We start from the raw sequence: 19,226 nt of genomic DNA, 5'->3' as shown, positions 1-19,226 counted from the left end.
GCTCCCGTGGGCGCGCGCGCGTACCGGACCCGGGAGCGGGCCGGCACCGTCACCGGCGGGGTGTCGTTCTGGTACCGGCAGATCGGCGTCCCGGAGCGCGGCCCCGCGCTGCCCGGCGACCGGACCGCCGACGTCTGCGTCGTCGGCGGGGGCCTCACCGGTCTGTGGACCGCCTACCACCTCGCCGGGGCCCGGCCGGACCTGCGGGTCGTCGTGCTGGAGAAGGAGTTCGCCGGCTACGGCGCCTCCGGCCGCAACGGCGGCTGGCTGTCCGCCGAGCTGTCCGGGGACCTCGGCCGCTACGCCGCGACCGGCGGCCGGGACGGCGTGCGACGCCTGGTCCGGGCGATGGAGCGGGCGGTCGACGAGGTCATCGACGTCTGCCGGCGCGAGGGCATCGACGCCGACGTCGCCAAGGACGGCGTCCTGCTCGTCGCCCGGTCCGAACCCCAGCGGGCCCGCCTGCGGGCGGGGCTCGACCACCACCGCGCCTGGGGCATCGGCGCCGACCACGCCCGGTGGCTGACCCGCGGCGAGGTCCGCGACCGGGTGCGCGTGGAGGGTGCGCTGGGTGGGGTGTACAGCCCGCACGGTGCCCGCGTGCAGCCGGCGGCGCTGGTCCGCGGGCTCGCCGGGGCGGTGCGCCGGCGCGGGGTCACCGTGCACGAGGGCACCGAGGTCACCGCGGTCTCCCCCGGCCGCGCGGTCACCCGGCACGGGACGGTCCGCGCCGAGGTCGTGCTGCGCTGCCTGGAGGGCTGGACCGCCGCGCTGCCGGGGCAGCGGAGGGCGTGGCTGCCGATGAACAGCTCGATGGTGGTCACCGAGCCGCTCCCGGCGTCGGCCTGGGCGGAGATCGGCTGGGCCGGTGCGGAGCTGGTCGGGGACGGCGCGAACGCCTACAGCTACGCGCAGCGGACCGCCGACGGGCGCATCGCGATCGGCGGCCGCGGCGTCCCCTACCGGTTCGGCTCGCGCACCGACACCGATGGCGTGACCCAGCGCCGGACGGTCGAGGCCCTCACCGCCGTCCTGCACAGCCAGTTCCCCGCCACCCTCGACGTCCCGCTGGCGCACGCCTGGTGCGGGGTCCTCGGCGTGCCCCGCGACTGGTGCGCCAGCGTGACCCTGGACCGGCGGACCGGGCTGGGCTGGGCCGGCGGGTACGTCGGCAGCGGGCTGACCACCGCGTACCTGGCCGCGCGCACCCTCGCCGACCTCGTGCTCGGCCGGGACACCGAGGCGGCGTCACTGCCCTGGGCGGGCCGCCCGGTCCGGCGGTGGGAGCCCGAGCCGCTGCGCTGGCTCGGCGTCCGGTCGATGTACGCCCTCTACCGGGCGGCCGACCGGCGGGAGGCGGCCGGGCTGCGCCGGCCCAGCCGGATCACCGACGTCGCGGACCTGCTCACCGGCCGGTGAGGCGGGCGCGGCTCAGCGCCGGGACCCGCCGCGGGCCTGCAGCATGCGCAGCTCCGCGGTCATGACCTCGGGGTACTGCAGCGGGAGGAAGTGGGTGCCGAGCAGCTCCCGGAAGCGGGCGCCGGGGACCGCGCGGGCGGCGGCCCGCACGTCCTCCACGTCGACGAGGGAGTCGAAGCGACCGGCCAGGAAGGTCACCGGGCAGCGCACCCGGGCGACGTCGAGCGGGGCGTGGTCGCCCGCGGCGACCGCGAGGTGCCGGAACCACGACCAGTCGTGCCGGGAGAACTCGCGCAGCACCGTGGCCAGGGCCGCGGGGTGGGTGGCCTCGCGCGCCGGGCCGCGGAGCGCGTCGGCGGAGAACGCGCTGCCCCACGACGGCAGGCTGGCCACCAGCACCGGCAGCACCGGGCCGACGAGGGGCAGCAGGCGGGAGCTGAGCCGGCCCAGCGGCGGCCGGAGCGGCCGGGGCACCCCCTGGGGGCCGAACAGCGCGGAGAAGCTGCCGCCGGGCACCCCGGCCACCGCGAGGACGCCGGACACCCGGTCCGGGTCGGTCAGGGCGAGCTCGAACGCCACGTTGACCCCGAGCGACCAGCCCACCAGGAGAGCCGAGTCGACGCCGTACGCGTCGAGCACCGCCCGGGCGTCGTCGGCGTGGTCCTCCACCCGCACCCGGGAGCGGTCGCGGGGCCGGTCGGAGCCGCCCAGCCCCCGCTGGTACCAGGTGACCACCCGGAAGCCGCTGCCGCGGGCCACGACCCCCGGCCAGGCCTGCGGCGGGGTGCCCAGGCCGTTGCACACGAGCACCGCCGGGCCCGCCCCGTCGTTGCACCAGGCCCGCAGCACCGTGCCGTCGCGGCTGGTCACCCTCGTCTCGCCCACCGGCACCCCTCCCCTGCCCGGGGACCGTCGTCCCCGGGCAGAGCATGCCGCGCGCGGGCCGCCCCCGCGCCGGCCGGACCCGGCAGGATGGGTGCACCACCCGCCCGCAGGGAGGAGCGCGATGCCCACCGGACCGCTGCTCGGCCGCGTCACCCGCCTCGCCGACCAGGGCGGGCACGCCGTCACCGGTGCGGCCCGCGCCTGGGCCGGAGCGCTCCGGCAGCTGGGCGAGGTGGTGCCCGACCCGGAGACCGCGGTGCGCGCCTCCTACGACGTCGCCGCGGAGGTGCTGCGGGCCCAGCGGGACCTGACCCTCGAGGTCCTGCGGGTGGTCCGCAGCGGCAGCGGGCGCCGGGGTGCGGGGCGCGGGGGTGCGGGAGGCTAGGAGGCGATCCCGACGTCGCGGCGGCTGCGCCGCGCGACGTCGGCGAAGATGACCGGCCAGTGGTCGCGCAGCGCCTCGGTGCCCATGAACAGCCCGAGGTGCCCGCCCGCGGTGGTCGCGGCGCGGATGTCCGCGACCGGCGTCCCGACGTGGGCGGCGGCGGCGAAGACCTGGGCCGGCGGGGTGATGTGGTCGGTGGCGCCGCCGAGCAGGTGCAGCGGGCAGGTGATCCGGGCGAGGTCGACCCGCTGCCCGCCCACGACGAGCTCGCCGCGCACCAGCTCGTTGTCGCGGAAGAGGTGCTGGACGATCCAGAGGTAGAACGCGCCGGCGACGTCCTGGGTGTGCTTGAACCAGTCCTCGAACTCGCGGTAGCGGGCCACGTGGTCGGGGTCGTCGAGGTGGGTGAGCAGCTGCAGCTGGCGCTCCACCTCGGCCTCCGGCTTGAGCGCGATGAACCCGCCGAGCTGGTAGCGGCCGGGCAGCACCCCGCCGCCGCTGGCCACCAGCGCGCGGTAGAAGGCCATGTCGCCGGCCTCGAGCACGCCGATCCAGTCCCCGACCTGCGGGGCGCCGATGACCGTGTCGATCGGCGCCCCGGCCAGGGTCAGCGTGTGCACTTTCGCCGGGTGGAGCGCGGCGTAGATGGCCGACAGCCAGCCGCCCTGGCAGTCACCGACCAGGTTGACCCGGCCGCCCAGCGTCTCCACGGCCCGGTCGACGACGGCGACGTGGTCCTCGATGCCTGCGTCGCGGGTCTCGTACGTGGCGCCGATCCAGTCCAGGGACCACAGCGCGGTCAGCCCGGCGGCTCGCGCCGCCCGGACCTGGCTCTGCTGCGGGCTGAAGTCGACGATGCAGGAGTCGTGCCCGGCCTGCGGCGGCAGCAGCAGCGTGGGGACGACGTCGTCGCCCGCGCCGTCGGTGAAGTCGCGGAGGCGGGCGATGGGCGTGCTCCAGACGACCTCGTTCGGGCTGTGCCAGACCGGCGGGCGGCGGTCGAGGACGATCGCGGCCCACCGGCCGAGGTCGGCGAGCACGGTCAGGGGCGGGAACCCGCGGCGCGGCAGCCGGGACCAGTAGCGCCAGCCCTCCGAGAGCCCGACCCGGCCGATGGCGAGGGCGCTGGCCACCGCGCGACCGGCCAGGGTGGGCGGGTCGGGCGCCTCGGCCGTCGGGAAGAACCCCGCCTCGGGCTCGGCGGGCGGGTCCGCGGCCCCCGCGCGCGTCTCGGTCATGCGCCTGCTCCCGTCCCGCGGTCCCGCCACCCCGTCGTGTGAGACCGCACACGACTGTAGGCCCGCGGGCGTGTCGCGGGGTCGGTTCGGCACGCTGGCCCCCGCGCCGGGAGCGCGGCCGGCGCCGTGCCACTACCGTGTGATCTCGATCACGAGGTCACCCGCGACACGGCCGCCCGCACCGGCGGCCAAGGGGAGGCGACATGGTCAGCGAGCCCACGAGGACCGCTGGGGCCGGGAGCGGCAGCACGGCCCGGGAGGGCGCCGAGGCGCCGCCGGGGCTGCTCGAGGAGGCCGCCGCCGAGGCCGTGCTCGGCGCCAACCCCTTCGTGGGGCTCAACGTCCGCCAGGTGCTCGCCGCCGCCGGTCGGCTGCTCACCCGCCTCGGGCTGCGCCCGCGGGTGGTCGCCCGGCAGCTGGGCCTGCTCGCCCGCGACCTCGCGCTGGTGGCCGCCGGCCGCTCGGAGCTCACCCCGGCCCGCGGGGACAAGCGCTGGGCGGACCCGGCGTGGCAGGGCAACCCGGCCTACCGGCGGATGCAGCAGACCTACCTGGCGGTGACCGCGGCGGTCGACCGCGCCATCGAGGAGGCCGACCTCGACGTCAAGAGCGAGATGCGGGGCCGGTTCGCCGTCGGGATCATCACCGAGGCCCTGGCCCCGACCAACAACCCGCTGCAGCCCGCCGTCCTCAAGCGGGTCATCGACACCGGCGGCGGGTCGCTGCTGACCGGCGCCCGGCACCTCGTCTCCGACCTGCGGCACAACGGCGGCATGCCCAGCACGGTCGACCGCCGGCCGTTCGTCGTCGGCGAGAGCCTGGCCGCCACGCCCGGGCAGGTGGTGTTCCGCAACGAGGTGCTCGAGCTCATCGAGTACGCACCCACCACCGACACCGTGCACGAGGTGCCGCTGGTCTACGTGCCCCCGCAGATCAACAAGTACTACGTCCTCGACCTGGCGCCCGGGCGCTCCCTCGTCGAGCACGCCGTCGGGCAGGGCGTGCACTGGTTCACCGTCAGCTGGCGCAACCCCGGCCGCGAGCACGCCGACTGGGACCTCTCCACCTACGCCGGCGCCCTGCTGGAGGCCCTGGACGCGGTCGAGGAGATCACCGGCCGGCCGTGCGCGCACGTCCTCGGCCTGTGCGCCGGGGGGATGACGGCGGCAGGGCTGCTGGGCCACCTGGCCGCCACCGGGCGGCTGTCCCGGGTGCGCACGCTGACGCTGCTGGTCAACATGCTCGACACCTCCGCGCCCACCCAGCTGGGTGCGCTGGCCTCCCGCCGGTCGGTGGCCGCGGCCGTCGCCCGGGCCCGGCGCCGCGGCGTGCACTCCGGCCGCGACATGGCCCGGGTGTTCGCCTGGCTGCGCCCCAACGACCTGGTGTGGAACTACGCGGTCAACAACTGGCTGCTCGGCAAGGAGCCGCCGGCCTTCGACGTCCTCGCCTGGAACGCCGACACCACGGAGCTGCCGGCCGCGCTCTACGCCCAGTACCTGGAGCTCTACGAGGGCAACCTGCTCGCCACCCCCGGCGGGCTGACCGTCCTCGGGACGCCGGTGGACCTCTCCAAGGTCGACGTGGAGACCTACGCCATGGCGGGCAGCACCGACCACATCGTGTCCTGGCGGGCCGCCTACGCCACCACCCAGGTCCTCGGCGGCCGGGTGGAGTTCGTCCTCTCCAACGCCGGCCACATCCAGTCGATGGTCAACCCGGTCGGCGGCGCGAAGGCCTCCTACCGGGAGGGCCCCGACACCGGGCCGGACCCCGACCGCTGGCTCGAGGCGTCCACCGAGCACCGGGGCAGCTGGTGGGAGCACTGGATCGCCTGGCTCGCCGAGCGCAGCGGCCCGCGTCGCGCCGCCCCGGAGCAGCCCGGCAGCACCGCCCACCCGCCCCTGGGCCCGGCGCCCGGCACCTACGTGCGCGCCGACCGCCGCTGACGACCGCACCCCCACCCCGAGCCGCCCCACCCCAGCCGCCCACCCGAGCCCAGGAGGAGACCCATGACCACGACCTCGTCCACGAGCACGGAGTTCCGCGAGAACACCGCGCAGACCGACGCCGCGCCCGGCACGGCGGCCGCGGGCAGCAAGCTGCGCGACCGGGTCGCCTTCGTCACCGGCGGCACCCGGGGCATCGGCGCGGCGATCTGCCGCAGCCTGGCCAGCCAGGGCGCCGCGGTCGCCGCCGGCTACAGCGGCAACGACGAGGCCGCCGAGCGCTTCCGCACGGCCTTCTGCTCCGACTTCCCCGACCAGGGCTTCAGCGTGCACAAGGGCGACATCAGCGACGCCGACGACTGCCGGCGGACCATCCAGGAGGTCATCGACCAGCACGGCCGGCTCGACATCCTGGTCAACAACGCCGGGATCACCGCCGACCGCACCGTGCTGAAGATGACCGACGACGACTGGCGCCGGGTCATCGACGTCAACCTCTCCGGCGCCTTCTACCTCTCCCAGGCCGCCCTGCGGCACATGCTCGAGCGGGGCACCGGCCGGATCATCAACATCTCGTCGGTCATCGGCGAGATGGGCAACATCGGCCAGTCCAACTACGCCTCGGCCAAGTCGGGCCTGTTCGGGCTGACCAAGACGCTGGCCCGCGAGGCCTGCTTCCAGCTCCAGCGGTCCGGCAAGCTCGGCGAGGGCATCGGGCTGACGGTCAACACGGTGACGCCGGGCTACATCGCCACCGAGATGGTCGAGGCGGTGCCGGAGAAGGTCCTCGAGAAGATCACCGCGCAGATCCCCATGGGCCGGCTCGGCCGCCCCGAGGAGGTCGCCCGCATCGTGCACTTCCTCGCCGCGGACGCCTCCGGGTACGTCACCGGCCAGGTGTGGGGCGTCAACGGCGGCCTCGACATGTGACCGCGGACGGGGGGCGGGCGCGCCCGCCGGGGTCAGGCCGGGAGGATGTTGACGACCCGGGCGAGCACCACCACCAGGACGCCCAGGGAGATCGCGGACTGCACCGCCATCAGCCCCTTGGCCCGCAGGGTCAGCGGCAGGGTGTCGGTCGGGCTGAAGGCCACCAGGTTGGTGAACGCGAGGTACAGGTGGTCCCCGAACCGGGGCCGCCAGCCCGGCGCCGCCAGGGCCGGCGCGGTCGTCTGCGGGAACTGGAAGTCGGGCAGGGGTGGGTGATCGGCGACGCGCCCGGCCGGCCCGCCGCCGTCGAGCTGCCAGTAGAGCAGCGCGAAGGTGACCACGTTGGTCAGCAGCACCAGGGCGCCCGCGACGAGCAGCCGCTCCGCGGTCAGCGCGGCGCCGTCGACCTCGCCGCCCTCCAGCACCAGGACGACCAGCCGCGTCGCCGCGGACGCGTTGGCGCACACCAGCACCCCGAACAGGGCCAGGACGACGGTGCGGGCGGTCCGCGGGACGGGGCCCGGTCGCGCCGCGATGCCCACCAGCACGAGCAGGACGACCGCCTCGACGACCGGCACCACGAGGGGCGGGCCCACCCGCCTGTCGGCGGGCACCAGCACCTGGGCCGCGATGACGACGGCGATCGAGAACAGCGGCCAGGTGAAGCTCTCCTGGACGTCGCGACCGACCGCACGGCTCACCGCGGCACCGCCCCTTCCCTCCCGGAGGAGGGTGCGGGCGCGGAGGGGCCGGCGCGTCACCCCGCGGGGACGAACCCGCGCGACGCCGGTGGCGGTGGGCCGACCGCCACCGGCTGCCCCCGGGCTGCGCCCCGGTCCGGGGGCGCGGACCCCGCACCGCTCCCGGCCGGGTTCGGCGCCTGCGGGGACTGCGCCTACCGGGCCCGCGGCACCTCGGCGGTCTGCTTCGCGTGCGCCCGCTCCCCCGGGGCGGCGGCCGGGGGGCCGGCGTGCGCCGTCTGCGGCGAGCCCTGCGACGCCGGCGGCCGGTGCCCGAACACCGTGTGCGGCATGGCCGACCGCCACTTCTCCCGCATCTACGCCCTGACCGACCGGCAGGAGGCGATGTGGGGCGCGGTGGCGGCGTACAAGTACGGGGACGACCGCGGCTGGGCCGAGATCCTCGGGCGCATCCTCGCGGGGTTCCTGGACGAGCACCGGGAGGACCTGGCGCGCTTCGACCTGATCACCACCGCCGCCGCGTACGTCGGACCCCCGGCGCCCCGGTCGTGGGACCACCTGCGCCTGATCGTCGAGGCGGCCGGGCGGGCCGCTCCCGGCTGGCCGTTCGCGCCCGGCCTCATCGTGAAGTCGGTGCCCACGCGGCGCTTCCTCGGCATCGGGCCGGGTGACCGCCGGACCGTCGCCGAGGGACCGCTGCGGGCGGCCCTGTCCGTGCCGGAGCGGTCCCGGGTGGCCGGGCGCCGGGTCCTCGTCTTCGACGACGTCTACTCGGAGGGCTTCTCGCTGCGCGAGATGGCCCGGGTGCTCCTCGAGGCCGGGGCCGCGGAGGTCGCCGGGCTGGTGCTGACCCGCCGGAAGGGCTGCTGAGCAGCGCCGCGGGCCGGCGCCGGCCGCCGGGGCGCCGGCCGGACGCGCGGCCGGGGCGTTGACACCCGCGTCACGCCTCCGTAGACACCGGGGGGTGGACGAGCCGCGCCGGGTGGCGCTCGAGGTGTCCGACGGCGTGGCGACGGTCCGGCTGGACCGGCCGGAGAAGCTCAACGCCCTCGACCCCGCGATGTTCGAGGCACTGGTGGCGGTGGGCCGGGAGCTGGTCGAGCGGGACGACGTCGGCGCGGTCGTGCTCACCGGCTCCGGTCGCGCGTTCTGCGCGGGCCTGGACCTCGGCTCGTTCGCCGCGATGGCCGAGGGGGGCGCCGGCCGCGTCGTCGTCCCCCGGGAGCCGCTGGGCGCCGCCCGCGCCCGCGGCCAGCAGGCCGTGCACGTGTGGTCGCTGGTCCCCGCCCCGGTGGTCGCCGCCGTCCACGGGGTCGCCTTCGGCGGCGGCCTGCAGATCGCCCTCGGCGCGGACATCCGAACCGTCGCCCCGGACGCGCAGCTGTCGGTGATGGAGGTGCAGTGGGGGCTGGTGCCGGACATGTGCGGGACCCAGCTGCTGCCCGAGCTGGTCGGCCGCGACGTCGCCAAGGAGCTGGCGCTCACCGGCCGCCGGGTGCCCGGCACCGAGGCGGTGCGGCTCGGCCTGGCCACGCGGGAGGCCGCCGACCCGCTCGCCGCGGCGCAGGAGCTGGCCGCCGAGATCGCCGGGCACAGCCGCAGCGCCACCCGCGCCACCAAGCGGCTCCTGGACCTCGCCGGCCGGGTACCGCTCGCCGAGGGGCTGCAGGCCGAGCAGGACGAGATCGGTGCCCTCATGGGCTCCCCCGAGCAGGTCGCCGTCGTCCGCCGGAGGCTGGGCACGGTCACCCGGTGAGCTGGCGGCCGACCCGCTGCCCGCCGGGCCCCCGACGTGGTCCCCGGGCGGGTGATCGGGCCAGTACGCTTCCGGGCACGACCAAGGAGCCCGTATGACCGTCCTGGCCGGCTACCTCCCCACCCCCGAGGGGGACGCCGCCTTCCGCGCCGCCCTCGGTGAGGCGGTGCGCCGCGGGGAGCGCCTGGTGGTGCTCAACTCCGCCCGCACCGGCGCCCCGGTGAGCGCGGACGTCGCGCCGGAGGCCGCCGTCGCGGAGATGACCGCTCGCGCGCGGGACGAGGGCGTCGACATCGAGGTCCGGCAGTCCGCGCACAGCGGCGAGGTGGCCGACGAGATCCTGCGCGTCGCCGACGAGACCGACGCCTCCGTCATCGTCATCGGGCTGCGCCGGCGCTCCCCCGTCGGGAAGCTGCTCATGGGCAGTTCCGCCCAGCGCGTCCTGCTCGACGCCCACCGCCCGGTGCTCGCCGTCAAGCCGTAGGCCGCGGCTCCGGTCGCAGGGCCGGCCACCACGCCGGGGCCCGGGAGGGGTCCGGGGCGCCGTCGTCCGCACCCGCGGCGGGACGCGGGCCCTCAGCCCGGCGGGGTGCCGTTCCGGGTGACCCGGATGGTCTGCGCGCTGCGGGTGGTCCGGGTGGGGACGACCTCACCGAGCTCGGCCAGCCGCTCGACCGCGGCCTCCTTGTCCACCTGGGTGCGCAGGCCGCCCCCGGTCCACTCGCAGTGCAGGTCGTCGGCCGGGCCGGACCGGCCCCGCAGCCGTTCCCGCGCGTACTCCTTGTGCCGACGGGCCTCGTTCTCGGCGGCCCGCCAGGCGTCGTAGTCGTGGACCGCGGCGACGTAGTCGTCGTCGGTGACCGTCAGGCGCGACTGGCGCGAGACCTCGCCCTCCCTCGCCGGGTCGACCGGCGGGCCCCAGCACAGGTCGAGGAACGGGCACCAGTCGCACATGGTGTCCACGCCCGGCCCGAACCCGTCGCGGGGGACGGCGTCCACCCCGTCGTCCTCCACGGTGGCGTAGACGTCGGTGAGCCACAGGATCGCCTCGGCGGTCAGCGCGGGGTCGTGGTCGGCCTCGAAGACGACGTCCTCGCCGGAGTCCCGGGACAGGTAGCGGATCCGCAGCCCCTCGACGTCCTGCGCGCCACCGGCCGGCAGCCGGCGGTCGGCGGTCTGCCCCGTCCGCAGCAGCCAGGCGTAGACGGCGACCTGGAACCAGTGCCGGACCGGCACCCCGCGGGTCAGCACCCGCTCGAACCCGAAGCGGGAGGTGGTCTTGAGGTCCTCGACGACGGGGGCGTGCCACCAGTCGCAGCGGCCCTTGACCTGCTCGCCCCTGAGCGCGACCTCGGTCAGCCCGCCGTACTGGCGGCGCAGCGCGCGCAGCACCCCGCGGTGCAGCTCGGTGCCCATGAAGGCCTGCAGCCCGGTGCGGGTGTTGGTCGGCCGGCGGCGGGCGACCCGGTAGGCCGCCCGCCGCCGGCACTCGCCCAGCTCCGAGGCACCGATCATCCGCTGGCGGGACCGGGCCCGGCGGCTGTCCAGGTCGCGGACCGCGGCGGCCAGGCTCGGGGCGGCCCGGCGCTCGGCGGCGCTGGGCCGGGCGGGGAGGACGGCGGTCACCACGTCCTCCCCGCGGCACGAGGGGTGGGGCGGGGCCGGTGGACCGGCCCCGCCCCGGCGGCGTCGCTCACGCGACGATCTCCTGCTGCCCGGTCAGGCCGGCCCGCTGGACGGCGATGACCTCGCGGACGAGGGCGGTCAGCCGCCTGGTCGCCACGTGCTCGACCGGCCGGCCGAACCGCTCGCCGATCTGCTCGCCGGTCACGCCCAGCGACTCCAGGCTGGCCAGCACGCCCCGGCGGGCCGCGGTGAGCCGGCGCTCCCTCGGGTCGTCCGGCGTCGGCGAGGCCTCCAGCAGCGGGTTCGCCGACGGGGGCTGCTCGCCGCCCGCGGCGCCGGCCGCCGTGCCGGAACCGCTGCCGGCGGCCGGGCGGGCGGCCGCGGAGGCCGCGCGCGCCGACGCGAGCACCGCCTCGGGCGTCCGGTCGGCGGGCGGCGCCGAGCGCCGCCCGGCCGGGTGGGCCTGCACCGACGCCTCGAGGAACTCCTCGTGGCGGGCCTGGATCAGCTGGGCGAGGGTGTACGAACCGCCGGGGGTCGGCACCTCGACCTGCAGCAGGCCGCCGCGGTTGGCCTCGGCCCACACCTCCCGCAGCTCGTCGTCGTCACCCGCCTCGCCGATCCGCGCGACCAGGTCGGCGACGTCGGCCTCGTCCGGCCGGCGGGTGCGCCCGGCCGCGGCGTCCTCGGTCCGCTCGTGGTCGAGCAGCCCGCCGCCGTGGAAGGGAACCAGGTCGCGGACGTGCGCGGTGCCCGGGTCGCACTGGAGCGCGTCGAACACCAGCCACTCCAGCAGCCGGCCGGTGGCGGCCTTGTCGGTGACCTCCTTGGCCGGGTCGGTGTTGGGCTTGATGCCGACGTGCACGCTGCGCGCGCCGACGATCAGCGGCCGGCGCCCGCGCCGCAGCCGCAGCCACACGCTGGCCGCGTACGGGAACTCGCGGTGGGTCTGCACCGACCAGGTCTTCTGCCCCTCGATCGGGCGGCCGTTGGCGTCGACCTCGGTGACCTCCTTGCCGCGGGCGGTCACGACGACGATGCCGGGGAAGGTCAGCAGCTCGGTCTGCAGCTTGCGCCAGCGGGCGCCGGCGTCGTTCCACAGGTTCTGGCTGATGGTGATCTCGGCGTTCGGGTCGCGCTTGAGCAGCTCGCGGTTGCGGGCCGACTTCGCGGCGCGCTCGCTGGCCCAGTCCTTCAGGCCGTCCCAGATGGCCGAGCCGGTGTCGATGCCGAGCACGACCGGCGGCTCGCCGGCGTCGGCGGCCCGGCGCGCCTGGGCCTTGACCGCCTGGACGGCGGCCAGCACCGCGGCGTAGGAGCCGTCGTGCTCGATGATCTGGTAGTTCGCGCCGGGGATGGCGCCGTACTCGTCGCCGGCGCCCTCGTTGAGGTCGATCCAGTAGAGGGCGCCGATCTTGTCGCTGGTGCTGAACTGGGCCAGCGCCCAGCTCTTGCCCGCCTTCTCCTCACCCTCCAGGAGGATGCAGGGCCACGGCACGCGGCCGGTCGGCTTGCGGGTCTTGAGGCCGGAGACGGCCATGGTGAACTCCTCGTCGACATGGGGAAGATGTCGATCCGGAAGCTACGGAGGGGTACTGACACACAGATCCGGCCGTGACGCAAGCGCATCCACCTCTCCGAGGTGACGTCGCAGGTCAGGAGCGTGCCAAGGACGTCACCGGCGTGTCGGGTGTTCGCTGTCGGCGTAACCGGGGCCGGCGTCGTGCCCGGCGGAGCCGAAGATGTCGTCCCCCGACCTCACGATCACGAGGTCCGGGGCGTCTACCCGGTATGGAGATGCGAACGATGAGCAGGACGCACACGGTGGTGCCCTCGCCGATCGGCCCGCTGACCGTCGTCCAGGAGGACGGGGCGCTGGTCCGGCTGGCCATGTCGCCGCCCGGGCGCTTCGCGGACGCCGAGGTCGGCGAGCGGTCCGGGGAGGGGTTCGCCGACGTCGTCCGGCAGCTGGGCGAGTACCTCGCCGGCGAGCGGACCGCCTTCGACCTGCCGCTGCGGCCGGTGGGCAGCGACTTCGAGCTGGCCGTCTGGGAGCAGCTGACCCGCATCCCCTACGGCGAGACCCGCTCCTACGGCGCCGTCGCCCGGGCCGTCGGCGAGCCCGGCGGGGCGCAGGCCGTCGGGGCCGCGAACGGTCGCAACCCGCTGGCGATCGTCGTCCCCTGCCACCGGGTGATCGGCGCGGACGGCAGCCTGGTCGGCTTCGGCGGCGGGCTGGCCCGCAAGCGGTTCCTGCTCGACCTGGAGCAGCGCGACCACCGGCTGTTCTGACGTGCGGCTCGAACCGTTCGAGGCGGTCGTGCGACGGCACGGGCCGGCGGTCCTGCGGGTCTGCCGCGCGGTCGTCGGCCCGGACGCCGCCGACGACGCCTGGTCCGAGACGTTCCTCGCGGCGCTGCGGGCCTACCCCGTGCTGCCGCCGGGCAGCGACGTCGAGGCCTGGCTGGTGACGATCGCGCACCGCAAGGCGGTCGACCAGCTGCGCGCCGCGGCCCGCCGCGCCGTCCCCGTCGCCGAGCTGCCGGAGGTGCCCAGCGCCACCGGCCTGCCCGGGGAGCGGGACGGCGAGCTGTGGGCGGCGCTCGCCGCGCTGCCGGAGAAGCAGCGGCAGACCGTCGCCTACCACCACCTCGCCGGCCTGCCCTACGCCGAGATCGCCGCCCTCGTGGGCGGCACCCCCGAAGCCGCCCGCCGCGCGGCCGCCGACGGCGTCGCCGCGTTGCGCCGCACCTACCGAGGAGCCCTCGATGACGACCGCTGACCTGGACCGCCTGGCGGCGCGGCTGGCGTCCGCCGCCGACGACGCCGGCCTGCTCGACGTCGCGTTCACGACCCTGGACACCCCGGTCGGGCCGCTGCTGCTGGCCGCCACCGACCGGGGCCTCGTGCGGGTGGCGTACGCCGCCGAGGACCACGACGCCGTCCTGCAGTCCCTCGCCGACCGGATCAGCCCGCGCCTGCTGCGGGCACCGGCCCGGCTCGACCCCGCCGTCCGGCAGCTCGAGGAGTACTTCGCCGGCGGGCGCCGCGCCTTCGACCTACCGCTGGACCTGCGGCTGTCGGCCGGGTTCCGCCGCGACGTGCTGGCCCGGCTGCGCGAGATCGGCTACGGGACGACGGCCAGCTACGCCGCCCTGGCGGCGGCCGCCGGCAGCCCGCGGGCGGTGCGCGCGGTGGGGACGGCGTGCGCGACCAACCCGCTCCCGGTCGTCGTCCCCTGCCACCGGGTGGTGCGCAGCGACGGTGCGCTCGGCAGCTACGTGGGCGGCGTCGCGGCCAAGCGGACGCTGCTCGGCCTGGAGGCGGCGGCATGAGGGACCGCGTGGACGCGGCCGGGCGGCCCGGGCGCCGGCCGGTCCGATGCGGCACCGGGTGAGCACGGTGCGTTCGCGGGTGCGGCACTCCCCCGGCCTCGTCCTCCTCGGCGCGGCGGGGAGGCGTGCCGCAGGATCGCCCCGTGTACACCCTCCTCGGCGCCGACGGCCGGCCCTACGCCAGCGAGCACCGCGGCACGCTGGGCGGCAACTCGAGGCTGCGGATCTACGGGCGGCTCGACTGCTGGAGCGCTCGTCGTGCCCTCGGCCGGGGCTACGAGCGGATCCGCGTCTTCTTCGCCGACGAGGAGACGGCCACCGCGGCCGGCTACCGGCCGTGCGGGCACTGCATGCGGGCGCAGTACCGGGAGTGGAAGAGCCGGCAGCCGGGCCCGGCGTAGTCCACGGCGCCCACCGGGTGGTCGGATCGCCGCGGCGCCGGTCCGCAGGCCCGAGGGCCGGTTGAGAAAGTCCCGCTCACCCCCCGGAACTGTCGTACCCCGCCCGTAGCTTCGGGGCATGACACCGGCCGGCACCGCGCCCTCACCGCTCGAGGCAGCGCTGGTCGGCCGGCTGCTCGAGCTGCCGCCGACCAGCGCTCGGCTGCCCGTGGCGCTGCTGAGCCGCGAGCAGAAGGCCGCCGAGTTGCAGCGGGTGCAGGCCCGCAAGGCGATGGAGGCCGCCTACGAGGCCGAGCTCGTCCTGGGCCTGGCCGACGACACCCCCGACACGGCCGACCCGCCGCCGGGCCACCCCGGCGCGCGCACGGGCTCGTGGGCGCCCGACACCGAGCTGCCCGGCGTGTCGGAGTTCTTCCCCGCCGAGCTGGCGGTCGTGCTCAACTGCGGCCGCGGCACCGCGTCGCACGTCGCGCAGCGCGCCTGGACCTACCGGGAGAGCCTGCCCGGCACCTGGGCCGCGATGGCCGCCGGCGCGCTCGACGAGGCCCGCGCGAAGGTGCTCGTCGACGTGCTGCAGCACACGACGCCGGCCGTCGCCCGGCAGGTCGAGTCCCGGCTGCTCCCCGAGGCCGCTCAGCTGTCGACCGGGCGGTTGCGGCGCCGCGCCCTGGCGCTGCTCCTGGAGCTGGACGCCGACGCCGTGGATGCGCGCCGCGAGGACGCGCAGCGGCAGGCCGACGTCCGCGCCCACCCCTCGCACCGGGAGGGCATGAGCACGCTGGCGGCCGATCTGCCCACGGACGAGGTCGCCGAGGCCTACGACGTGATCAACCGGCTGGCGGAGATGGCCAAGGCCGACGGCGACCCCCGCCCGATCGGTCAGGTCCGGGCCGAGGTCTTCTCCGTGCTCCTGCGCCGCCCCGGGGGCTCCGGGCTGCCCGGGGTCACGGCGGCGGTGACGATCACCGCCGCGCTGACCGCCCTCGAGGGCACCGCGGCCACGCCGGGCGAGGTCGACGGCCTGCCGATCACCGCCGCCCACGTGCGCGAGCTGGCGGCCCGCATCGGAGCCCTCGGCCTCTGCGCGCCCGAGGGCGGGGCGCTGCGCCTCGCCCTCACCGGCGCCGACGGGCGCCTGCTGGCCACCACCACCCCGGAGCAGCTCGAGCGGCTGGCCCGGTCCGGCTGCCGCCGGCACCCCGACGGCGACTGCGGGTGCGCGGTACTGGGGCGCCCGGTGGCGACCGCGGCGTACGCGCCGACCGCCGCCCAGTCCGCGTTCGTCGACGTGCGCGACCGCACCTGCCGCTTCCCCAACTGCGGCCGGCGCGCGGGCTGGGCCGACCACGACCACGTCGTCCCCCACGCCTGCGGCGGGGCGACCGACTGCACCAACCTCTGCTGCCTGTGCCGCAGCCACCACCGGCTCAAGACGCTGGCCCGCGGCTGGCGGTTCGTGATAGAGGCCGACGGCACGCTGCACGTGACCACACCGTCGGGGGTCACCCGCACCACCCGACCGCCCGGCCTTCGGCCACCCGCACCCGAGCCGCCGCCACCGACGCCGACACCGACGCCGACGCCATCGAGCGACCCGCCCCCGGACGACGACCCGCCACCGTTCTGACCGCCGTCAGCCGAGCTGCTCGGCCAACGCGACGATGATCCCGGCGGGGCCGCGGACGTAGCAGAGCCGGTGGCTGTCCTGGTACTGCGCCACCTCTCCGACGAGCTTCGCGCCCTGGGCCCGCAGGGCGGCGACAGCGGCGTCGACGTCGTCGACGGCGAACATGATGCTGCGCAGGCCCAGCGTGTTCCCCAGTGCGTCCTCCGGCTCGGCGCGGACCGCCTCCGGGGAGTGGAACTTCGTCAGCTCGAGCCGGCCGTGGCCGTCGGGGGTCCGCATCATCGCGACGTCGACGCGGACGCCGTCGAGCCCGTTGACGCGGTCCACCCACCGTCCCTCGATCGGCGCCTCGCCCTCCAGCTCCATGCCGAGCTCGACGAAGAAGGCCTTGGCGGCCTCGAGGTCGTCGACGACGACGCTCACGTGGTCCATCCGCTGGATCGTCATGGTGTCCTCCTTCGTCGCGCGGCCTGGCGTGGCCACCGCTGCCCCCGGGACGGAGCCGGCACCGCGTTCGTGACATCCCGGCACGTGCAGGGTCCTCGGCAATGGCCCGCGGCGCCGTCCTACCCGGCGGCCAGTACGGCGGGCGCGGCGCGGGTGCGGCCCGGGTCCCCGCGGAGGCGGTGGGCGAGGGCGGTGTGCCGGCGCCCGGAGCCGCCGGCGCGCACGGCCTGGGCGAGCGCCCGCGGCGAGCCGACCAGGACGACCAGCTGCTTGGCGCGGGTGACGGCGGTGTAGAGGAGGTTGCGCTGCAGCATCATCCAGGCGCTGGTCGTCAGCGGGACGACGACGCAGGGGTACTCGCTGCCCTGGGAGCGGTGCACGGTGACGGCGTAGGCGTGCACCAGCTCGTCGAGCTCGGCGAAGTCGTACGCGATGGTCTCGTCCTCGTCGGTGACGACGGTGACGGTCTGCTCGACGGGGTCGACGGCGGTGACGACCCCCTGGGTGCCGTTGAAGACGCCGTTCCTGCCCTTGTCGTAGTCGTTGCGGATCTGGCTGACCTTGTCCCCGACCCGGAACACCCGGCCGCCGAAGCGCTTCTCGGGCCGGTCGGGGCCGGCCGGGGTCAGCGCCTCCTGCAGGAGCTCGTTGAGCGCCACGGCGCCGGCCGGACCGCGGTGCACCGGCGTCAGCACCTGGACGTCCCGGCGGGGGTCGAGGCCGAACCGGACCGGGATGCGGCGGACGACGACGTCCACGGTGAGGCGGGCGGCCTCCTCGGCGTCGTCGGTGCTGAACAGGAAGAAGTCGTCCAGGCCGCGCACCTGGGGCGGGCGGCCGGCGTTGATCCGGTGGGCGTTGGTCACCACCCCCGACCGGCTGGCCTGGCGGAAGACCTGCGTCAGGCGCACGTGCGGGACCGGGGTGCCGTCGGCGAGCAGGTCACGCAGCACCTGGCCGGCGCCGACCGAGGGCAGCTGGTCGACGTCCCCCACCAGCAGCAGGTGCGCCCCCGGCGGGACGGCCCGCACCAGCTTGTTGGCCAGCAGGAGGTCCAGCATCGAGGACTCGTCGACCACGACCAGGTCGGCCTGCAGCGGCCGCTCCCGGTCGAAGGCGGCGTCCCCGCCCGGCCGCAGCTCCAGCAGCCGGTGCACCGTCACCGCGTCGACCCCGGTCAGCTCGGTCAGCCGCTTGGCCGCCCGGCCGGTGGGGGCGGCGAGCAGGATCCGCGCCCCCTTGGCCGCGGCCAGGGTGACGATGGAGCGGACCGTGAAGCTCTTGCCGCAGCCGGGGCCACCGGTGAGGACGGCGACCCGCTCGGTCAGCGCCAGGCGCACCGCCTCCCGCTGGCCGGGCGCCAGCTGCACGCCCGTGCGCCGGTGCAGCCAGCCCAGGGCGGCGTCCCAGTCCACGGCGGCGAAGCCCCGCATCCGGTCGGCGTCGGCATCGGCCAGCCGCCGCAGCCCGGCGGCGAGCGAGACCTCGGCCCGGTGGAACGGGACCAGGTAGTACGCCACCGTCGGCTCCCCGTGCGCACCGGGGAGCTCCTCGCGGATCACCCCCTGCTCGGCGACCAGCAGGGCCAGGCAGTGGCCCACCAGGCCGGCCGGGACCTGCAGGATCTCGACGGCCTGGGCGACGAGGTGCTCCTCGGGCAGGAAGCAGTGCCCCTGCCCGGTCGCCTCGGAGAGCACGAACTGCAGCCCCGCCTCGACCCGCTGCGTGCTGTCGTGCGGGATCCCCACCGCGGCCGCGATGGTGTCGGCGGTCCGGAAACCGATGCCCCACACCTCGGCGGCGAGGCGGTAGGGCTCGGTGCGGACCACGCCGATCGAGGCGTCGCCGTACCGCCGGAAGATGCGCACGGCCAGCGAGGTCGACACGCCCACGCCCTGCAGGAAGACCATCACCTCCTTGATGGCCCGCTGCTCCTCCCAGGCCGCGGTGATGAGCCGGGTCCGCTTCGGGCCGAGGTTCGGCACCTCGGCCAACCGGGCCGGCGCCTCCTCGATCACCCGGAGCGCGTCGGTGCCGAAGTGGTCGACGATCCGCTCGGCCAGCCGCGGGCCGATGCCCTTGACCAGCCCCGAGCCCAGGTAGCGGCGGATGCCCTGCACCGTGGCCGGCAGCACCGTGCGGTAGTCCTCGACCTGGAACTGGCGGCCGTACTGCGGGTGCGCCCCCCACCGCCCCCGCAGCCGCAGCGTCTCCCCCGGTTGCGCGCCGAGCAGCGAGCCCACCACGGTCACCAGGTCACCGCCGCGGCCGGTGTCCACCCGGGCCACGGTGTAGCCGGTCTGCGGGTTGGCGAAGGTGATCCGCTCCAGCGTCGCCTCGAGGACCGCCCCGCTCCGTGCCTGCTCCACCGCCGCCCCTCGCCTCCGCGGTTCCCGCCGTCCCGAGCGTGGCACGGCCCGCCGACAGATCCGCTGCACCGCGGGTGTCGAGAAGGCTCGCCGGTCGGACGGCGCGGGAATGTCGGTGGTCGCCCATAACCTCCGGGCGCTCACCCGAGCGCTGCACC

General features: G+C 76.4%; 20 protein-coding genes. 12 read left to right on the top strand and 8 right to left on the bottom strand.

What is annotated here, in order from left to right; all coding sequences use genetic code 11:
- The first annotated feature begins 6 nt into the window (after window positions 1-6).
- Window positions 7-1,419 carry an NAD(P)/FAD-dependent oxidoreductase gene (locus D0Z06_RS07590; RefSeq protein ID WP_117376776.1) on the top strand — a complete coding sequence of 471 codons (1,413 nt, stop codon included), beginning with the start codon at window positions 7-9 and terminating at the stop codon, window positions 1,417-1,419.
- A 12-nt stretch (window positions 1,420-1,431) separates the two neighbouring features.
- Here D0Z06_RS07590 and D0Z06_RS07585 read toward each other — a convergent pair whose 3' ends face one another.
- The gene (locus D0Z06_RS07585; RefSeq protein WP_233517521.1) at window positions 1,432-2,304 is read right to left on the bottom strand and encodes an alpha/beta fold hydrolase; all 873 of its coding nucleotides are present in this window, start codon (window positions 2,302-2,304) and stop codon (window positions 1,432-1,434) included.
- 121 nt (window positions 2,305-2,425) lie between these two features.
- Here D0Z06_RS07585 and D0Z06_RS07580 point away from each other — a divergent pair, with 121 nt between their 5' ends.
- Window positions 2,426-2,689, top strand: coding sequence for a hypothetical protein (locus D0Z06_RS07580; protein WP_117376775.1), 264 nt, complete (start codon window positions 2,426-2,428; stop codon window positions 2,687-2,689).
- On the opposite strand, the gene D0Z06_RS07575 is transcribed toward D0Z06_RS07580, so the two are convergent.
- The gene (locus D0Z06_RS07575) at window positions 2,686-3,927 is read right to left on the bottom strand and encodes an alpha/beta fold hydrolase (RefSeq protein ID WP_117376774.1); all 1,242 of its coding nucleotides are present in this window, start codon (window positions 3,925-3,927) and stop codon (window positions 2,686-2,688) included. The genes D0Z06_RS07580 and D0Z06_RS07575 overlap by 4 nt on opposite strands.
- 203 nt (window positions 3,928-4,130) lie before the next feature.
- Here D0Z06_RS07575 and D0Z06_RS07570 point away from each other — a divergent pair, with 203 nt between their 5' ends.
- A complete protein-coding gene (locus tag D0Z06_RS07570; protein WP_117376773.1) occupies window positions 4,131-5,876 on the top strand; it encodes a PHA/PHB synthase family protein in 1,746 nt (581 codons plus the stop codon).
- Window positions 5,877-5,939: 63 nt separating this feature from the next.
- Window positions 5,940-6,806: a beta-ketoacyl-ACP reductase gene (locus tag D0Z06_RS07565; protein WP_117376772.1), complete on the top strand. Its 867-nt coding sequence runs from the start codon at window positions 5,940-5,942 to the stop codon at window positions 6,804-6,806.
- Between the two features lie 32 nt (window positions 6,807-6,838).
- On the opposite strand, the gene D0Z06_RS07560 is transcribed toward D0Z06_RS07565, so the two are convergent.
- Both D0Z06_RS07560 and D0Z06_RS25295 read right to left on the bottom strand, forming a co-directional pair.
- Entirely contained in the window at window positions 6,839-7,507 is a 669-nt protein-coding gene (locus tag D0Z06_RS07560; protein WP_117376771.1) for a hypothetical protein, read from the bottom strand.
- Window positions 7,508-7,701: 194 nt separating this feature from the next.
- On the bottom strand, window positions 7,702-7,839 hold the full coding sequence (locus D0Z06_RS25295; protein ID WP_158579906.1) for a hypothetical protein: 138 nt from the start codon (window positions 7,837-7,839) through the stop codon (window positions 7,702-7,704).
- Between D0Z06_RS25295 and D0Z06_RS07555 the strand changes: the two genes are divergently transcribed.
- The 3 genes from D0Z06_RS07555 (at window position 7,838) to D0Z06_RS07545 (ending at window position 9,747) form a co-directional block, all read left to right on the top strand.
- A complete protein-coding gene (locus D0Z06_RS07555) occupies window positions 7,838-8,377 on the top strand; it encodes a ComF family protein (protein WP_147331996.1) in 540 nt (179 codons plus the stop codon). The two genes, D0Z06_RS25295 and D0Z06_RS07555, sit on opposite strands and share 2 nt — an antisense overlap.
- A 94-nt stretch (window positions 8,378-8,471) precedes the next feature.
- Window positions 8,472-9,263 carry a crotonase/enoyl-CoA hydratase family protein gene (locus tag D0Z06_RS07550; protein ID WP_199522191.1) on the top strand — a complete coding sequence of 264 codons (792 nt, stop codon included), beginning with the start codon at window positions 8,472-8,474 and terminating at the stop codon, window positions 9,261-9,263.
- A gap of 94 nt (window positions 9,264-9,357) precedes the next feature.
- On the top strand, window positions 9,358-9,747 hold the full coding sequence (locus tag D0Z06_RS07545; RefSeq protein ID WP_117376769.1) for a universal stress protein: 390 nt from the start codon (window positions 9,358-9,360) through the stop codon (window positions 9,745-9,747).
- 92 nt (window positions 9,748-9,839) lie between these two features.
- On the opposite strand, the gene D0Z06_RS07540 is transcribed toward D0Z06_RS07545, so the two are convergent.
- Together D0Z06_RS07540 and D0Z06_RS07535 are read right to left on the bottom strand one after the other, a co-directional pair.
- The gene (locus D0Z06_RS07540) at window positions 9,840-10,889 is read right to left on the bottom strand and encodes a PD-(D/E)XK nuclease family protein (RefSeq protein ID WP_117376768.1); all 1,050 of its coding nucleotides are present in this window, start codon (window positions 10,887-10,889) and stop codon (window positions 9,840-9,842) included.
- A 67-nt stretch (window positions 10,890-10,956) separates the two neighbouring features.
- Window positions 10,957-12,429 carry a hypothetical protein gene (locus D0Z06_RS07535; protein ID WP_199522190.1) on the bottom strand — a complete coding sequence of 491 codons (1,473 nt, stop codon included), beginning with the start codon at window positions 12,427-12,429 and terminating at the stop codon, window positions 10,957-10,959.
- A 266-nt stretch (window positions 12,430-12,695) separates the two neighbouring features.
- Here D0Z06_RS07535 and D0Z06_RS07530 point away from each other — a divergent pair, with 266 nt between their 5' ends.
- From D0Z06_RS07530 to D0Z06_RS07510, 5 genes are all read left to right on the top strand, one after another.
- On the top strand, window positions 12,696-13,181 hold the full coding sequence (locus D0Z06_RS07530) for a methylated-DNA--[protein]-cysteine S-methyltransferase (protein ID WP_117376767.1): 486 nt from the start codon (window positions 12,696-12,698) through the stop codon (window positions 13,179-13,181).
- Between the two features lies 1 nt (window position 13,182).
- Window positions 13,183-13,671, top strand: a complete 489-nt coding sequence (locus D0Z06_RS07525; protein WP_117376766.1) for an RNA polymerase sigma factor — start codon at window positions 13,183-13,185, stop codon at window positions 13,669-13,671.
- Window positions 13,658-14,224: a methylated-DNA--[protein]-cysteine S-methyltransferase gene (locus tag D0Z06_RS07520; protein ID WP_117376765.1), complete on the top strand. Its 567-nt coding sequence runs from the start codon at window positions 13,658-13,660 to the stop codon at window positions 14,222-14,224. The genes D0Z06_RS07525 and D0Z06_RS07520 overlap by 14 nt, the downstream gene beginning before the upstream one ends.
- 143 nt (window positions 14,225-14,367) lie before the next feature.
- A complete protein-coding gene (locus tag D0Z06_RS07515; RefSeq protein WP_117376764.1) occupies window positions 14,368-14,625 on the top strand; it encodes an Ada metal-binding domain-containing protein in 258 nt (85 codons plus the stop codon).
- A 118-nt stretch (window positions 14,626-14,743) separates the two neighbouring features.
- The gene (locus tag D0Z06_RS07510; RefSeq protein ID WP_117376763.1) at window positions 14,744-16,252 is read left to right on the top strand and encodes an HNH endonuclease signature motif containing protein; all 1,509 of its coding nucleotides are present in this window, start codon (window positions 14,744-14,746) and stop codon (window positions 16,250-16,252) included.
- A 6-nt stretch (window positions 16,253-16,258) separates the two neighbouring features.
- Here the strand turns inward: D0Z06_RS07510 and D0Z06_RS07505 are convergent, their stop codons facing one another.
- Both D0Z06_RS07505 and recD2 read right to left on the bottom strand, forming a co-directional pair.
- Window positions 16,259-16,699, bottom strand: a complete 441-nt coding sequence (locus D0Z06_RS07505; protein WP_117376762.1) for a VOC family protein — start codon at window positions 16,697-16,699, stop codon at window positions 16,259-16,261.
- A 119-nt stretch (window positions 16,700-16,818) separates the two neighbouring features.
- Window positions 16,819-19,068 (bottom strand): SF1B family DNA helicase RecD2, encoded by a 2,250-nt coding sequence (recD2, locus tag D0Z06_RS07500; protein WP_117376761.1) that lies wholly within the window; start codon window positions 19,066-19,068, stop codon window positions 16,819-16,821.
- Window positions 19,069-19,226 lie beyond the last annotated feature (158 nt).

It is taken from the genome of Geodermatophilus marinus, from assembly GCF_003428645.1.
Classification (GTDB): Bacteria; Actinomycetota; Actinomycetes; order Mycobacteriales; family Geodermatophilaceae; genus Geodermatophilus.
This window is presented reverse-complemented; position numbering and strand designations above follow the sequence as displayed.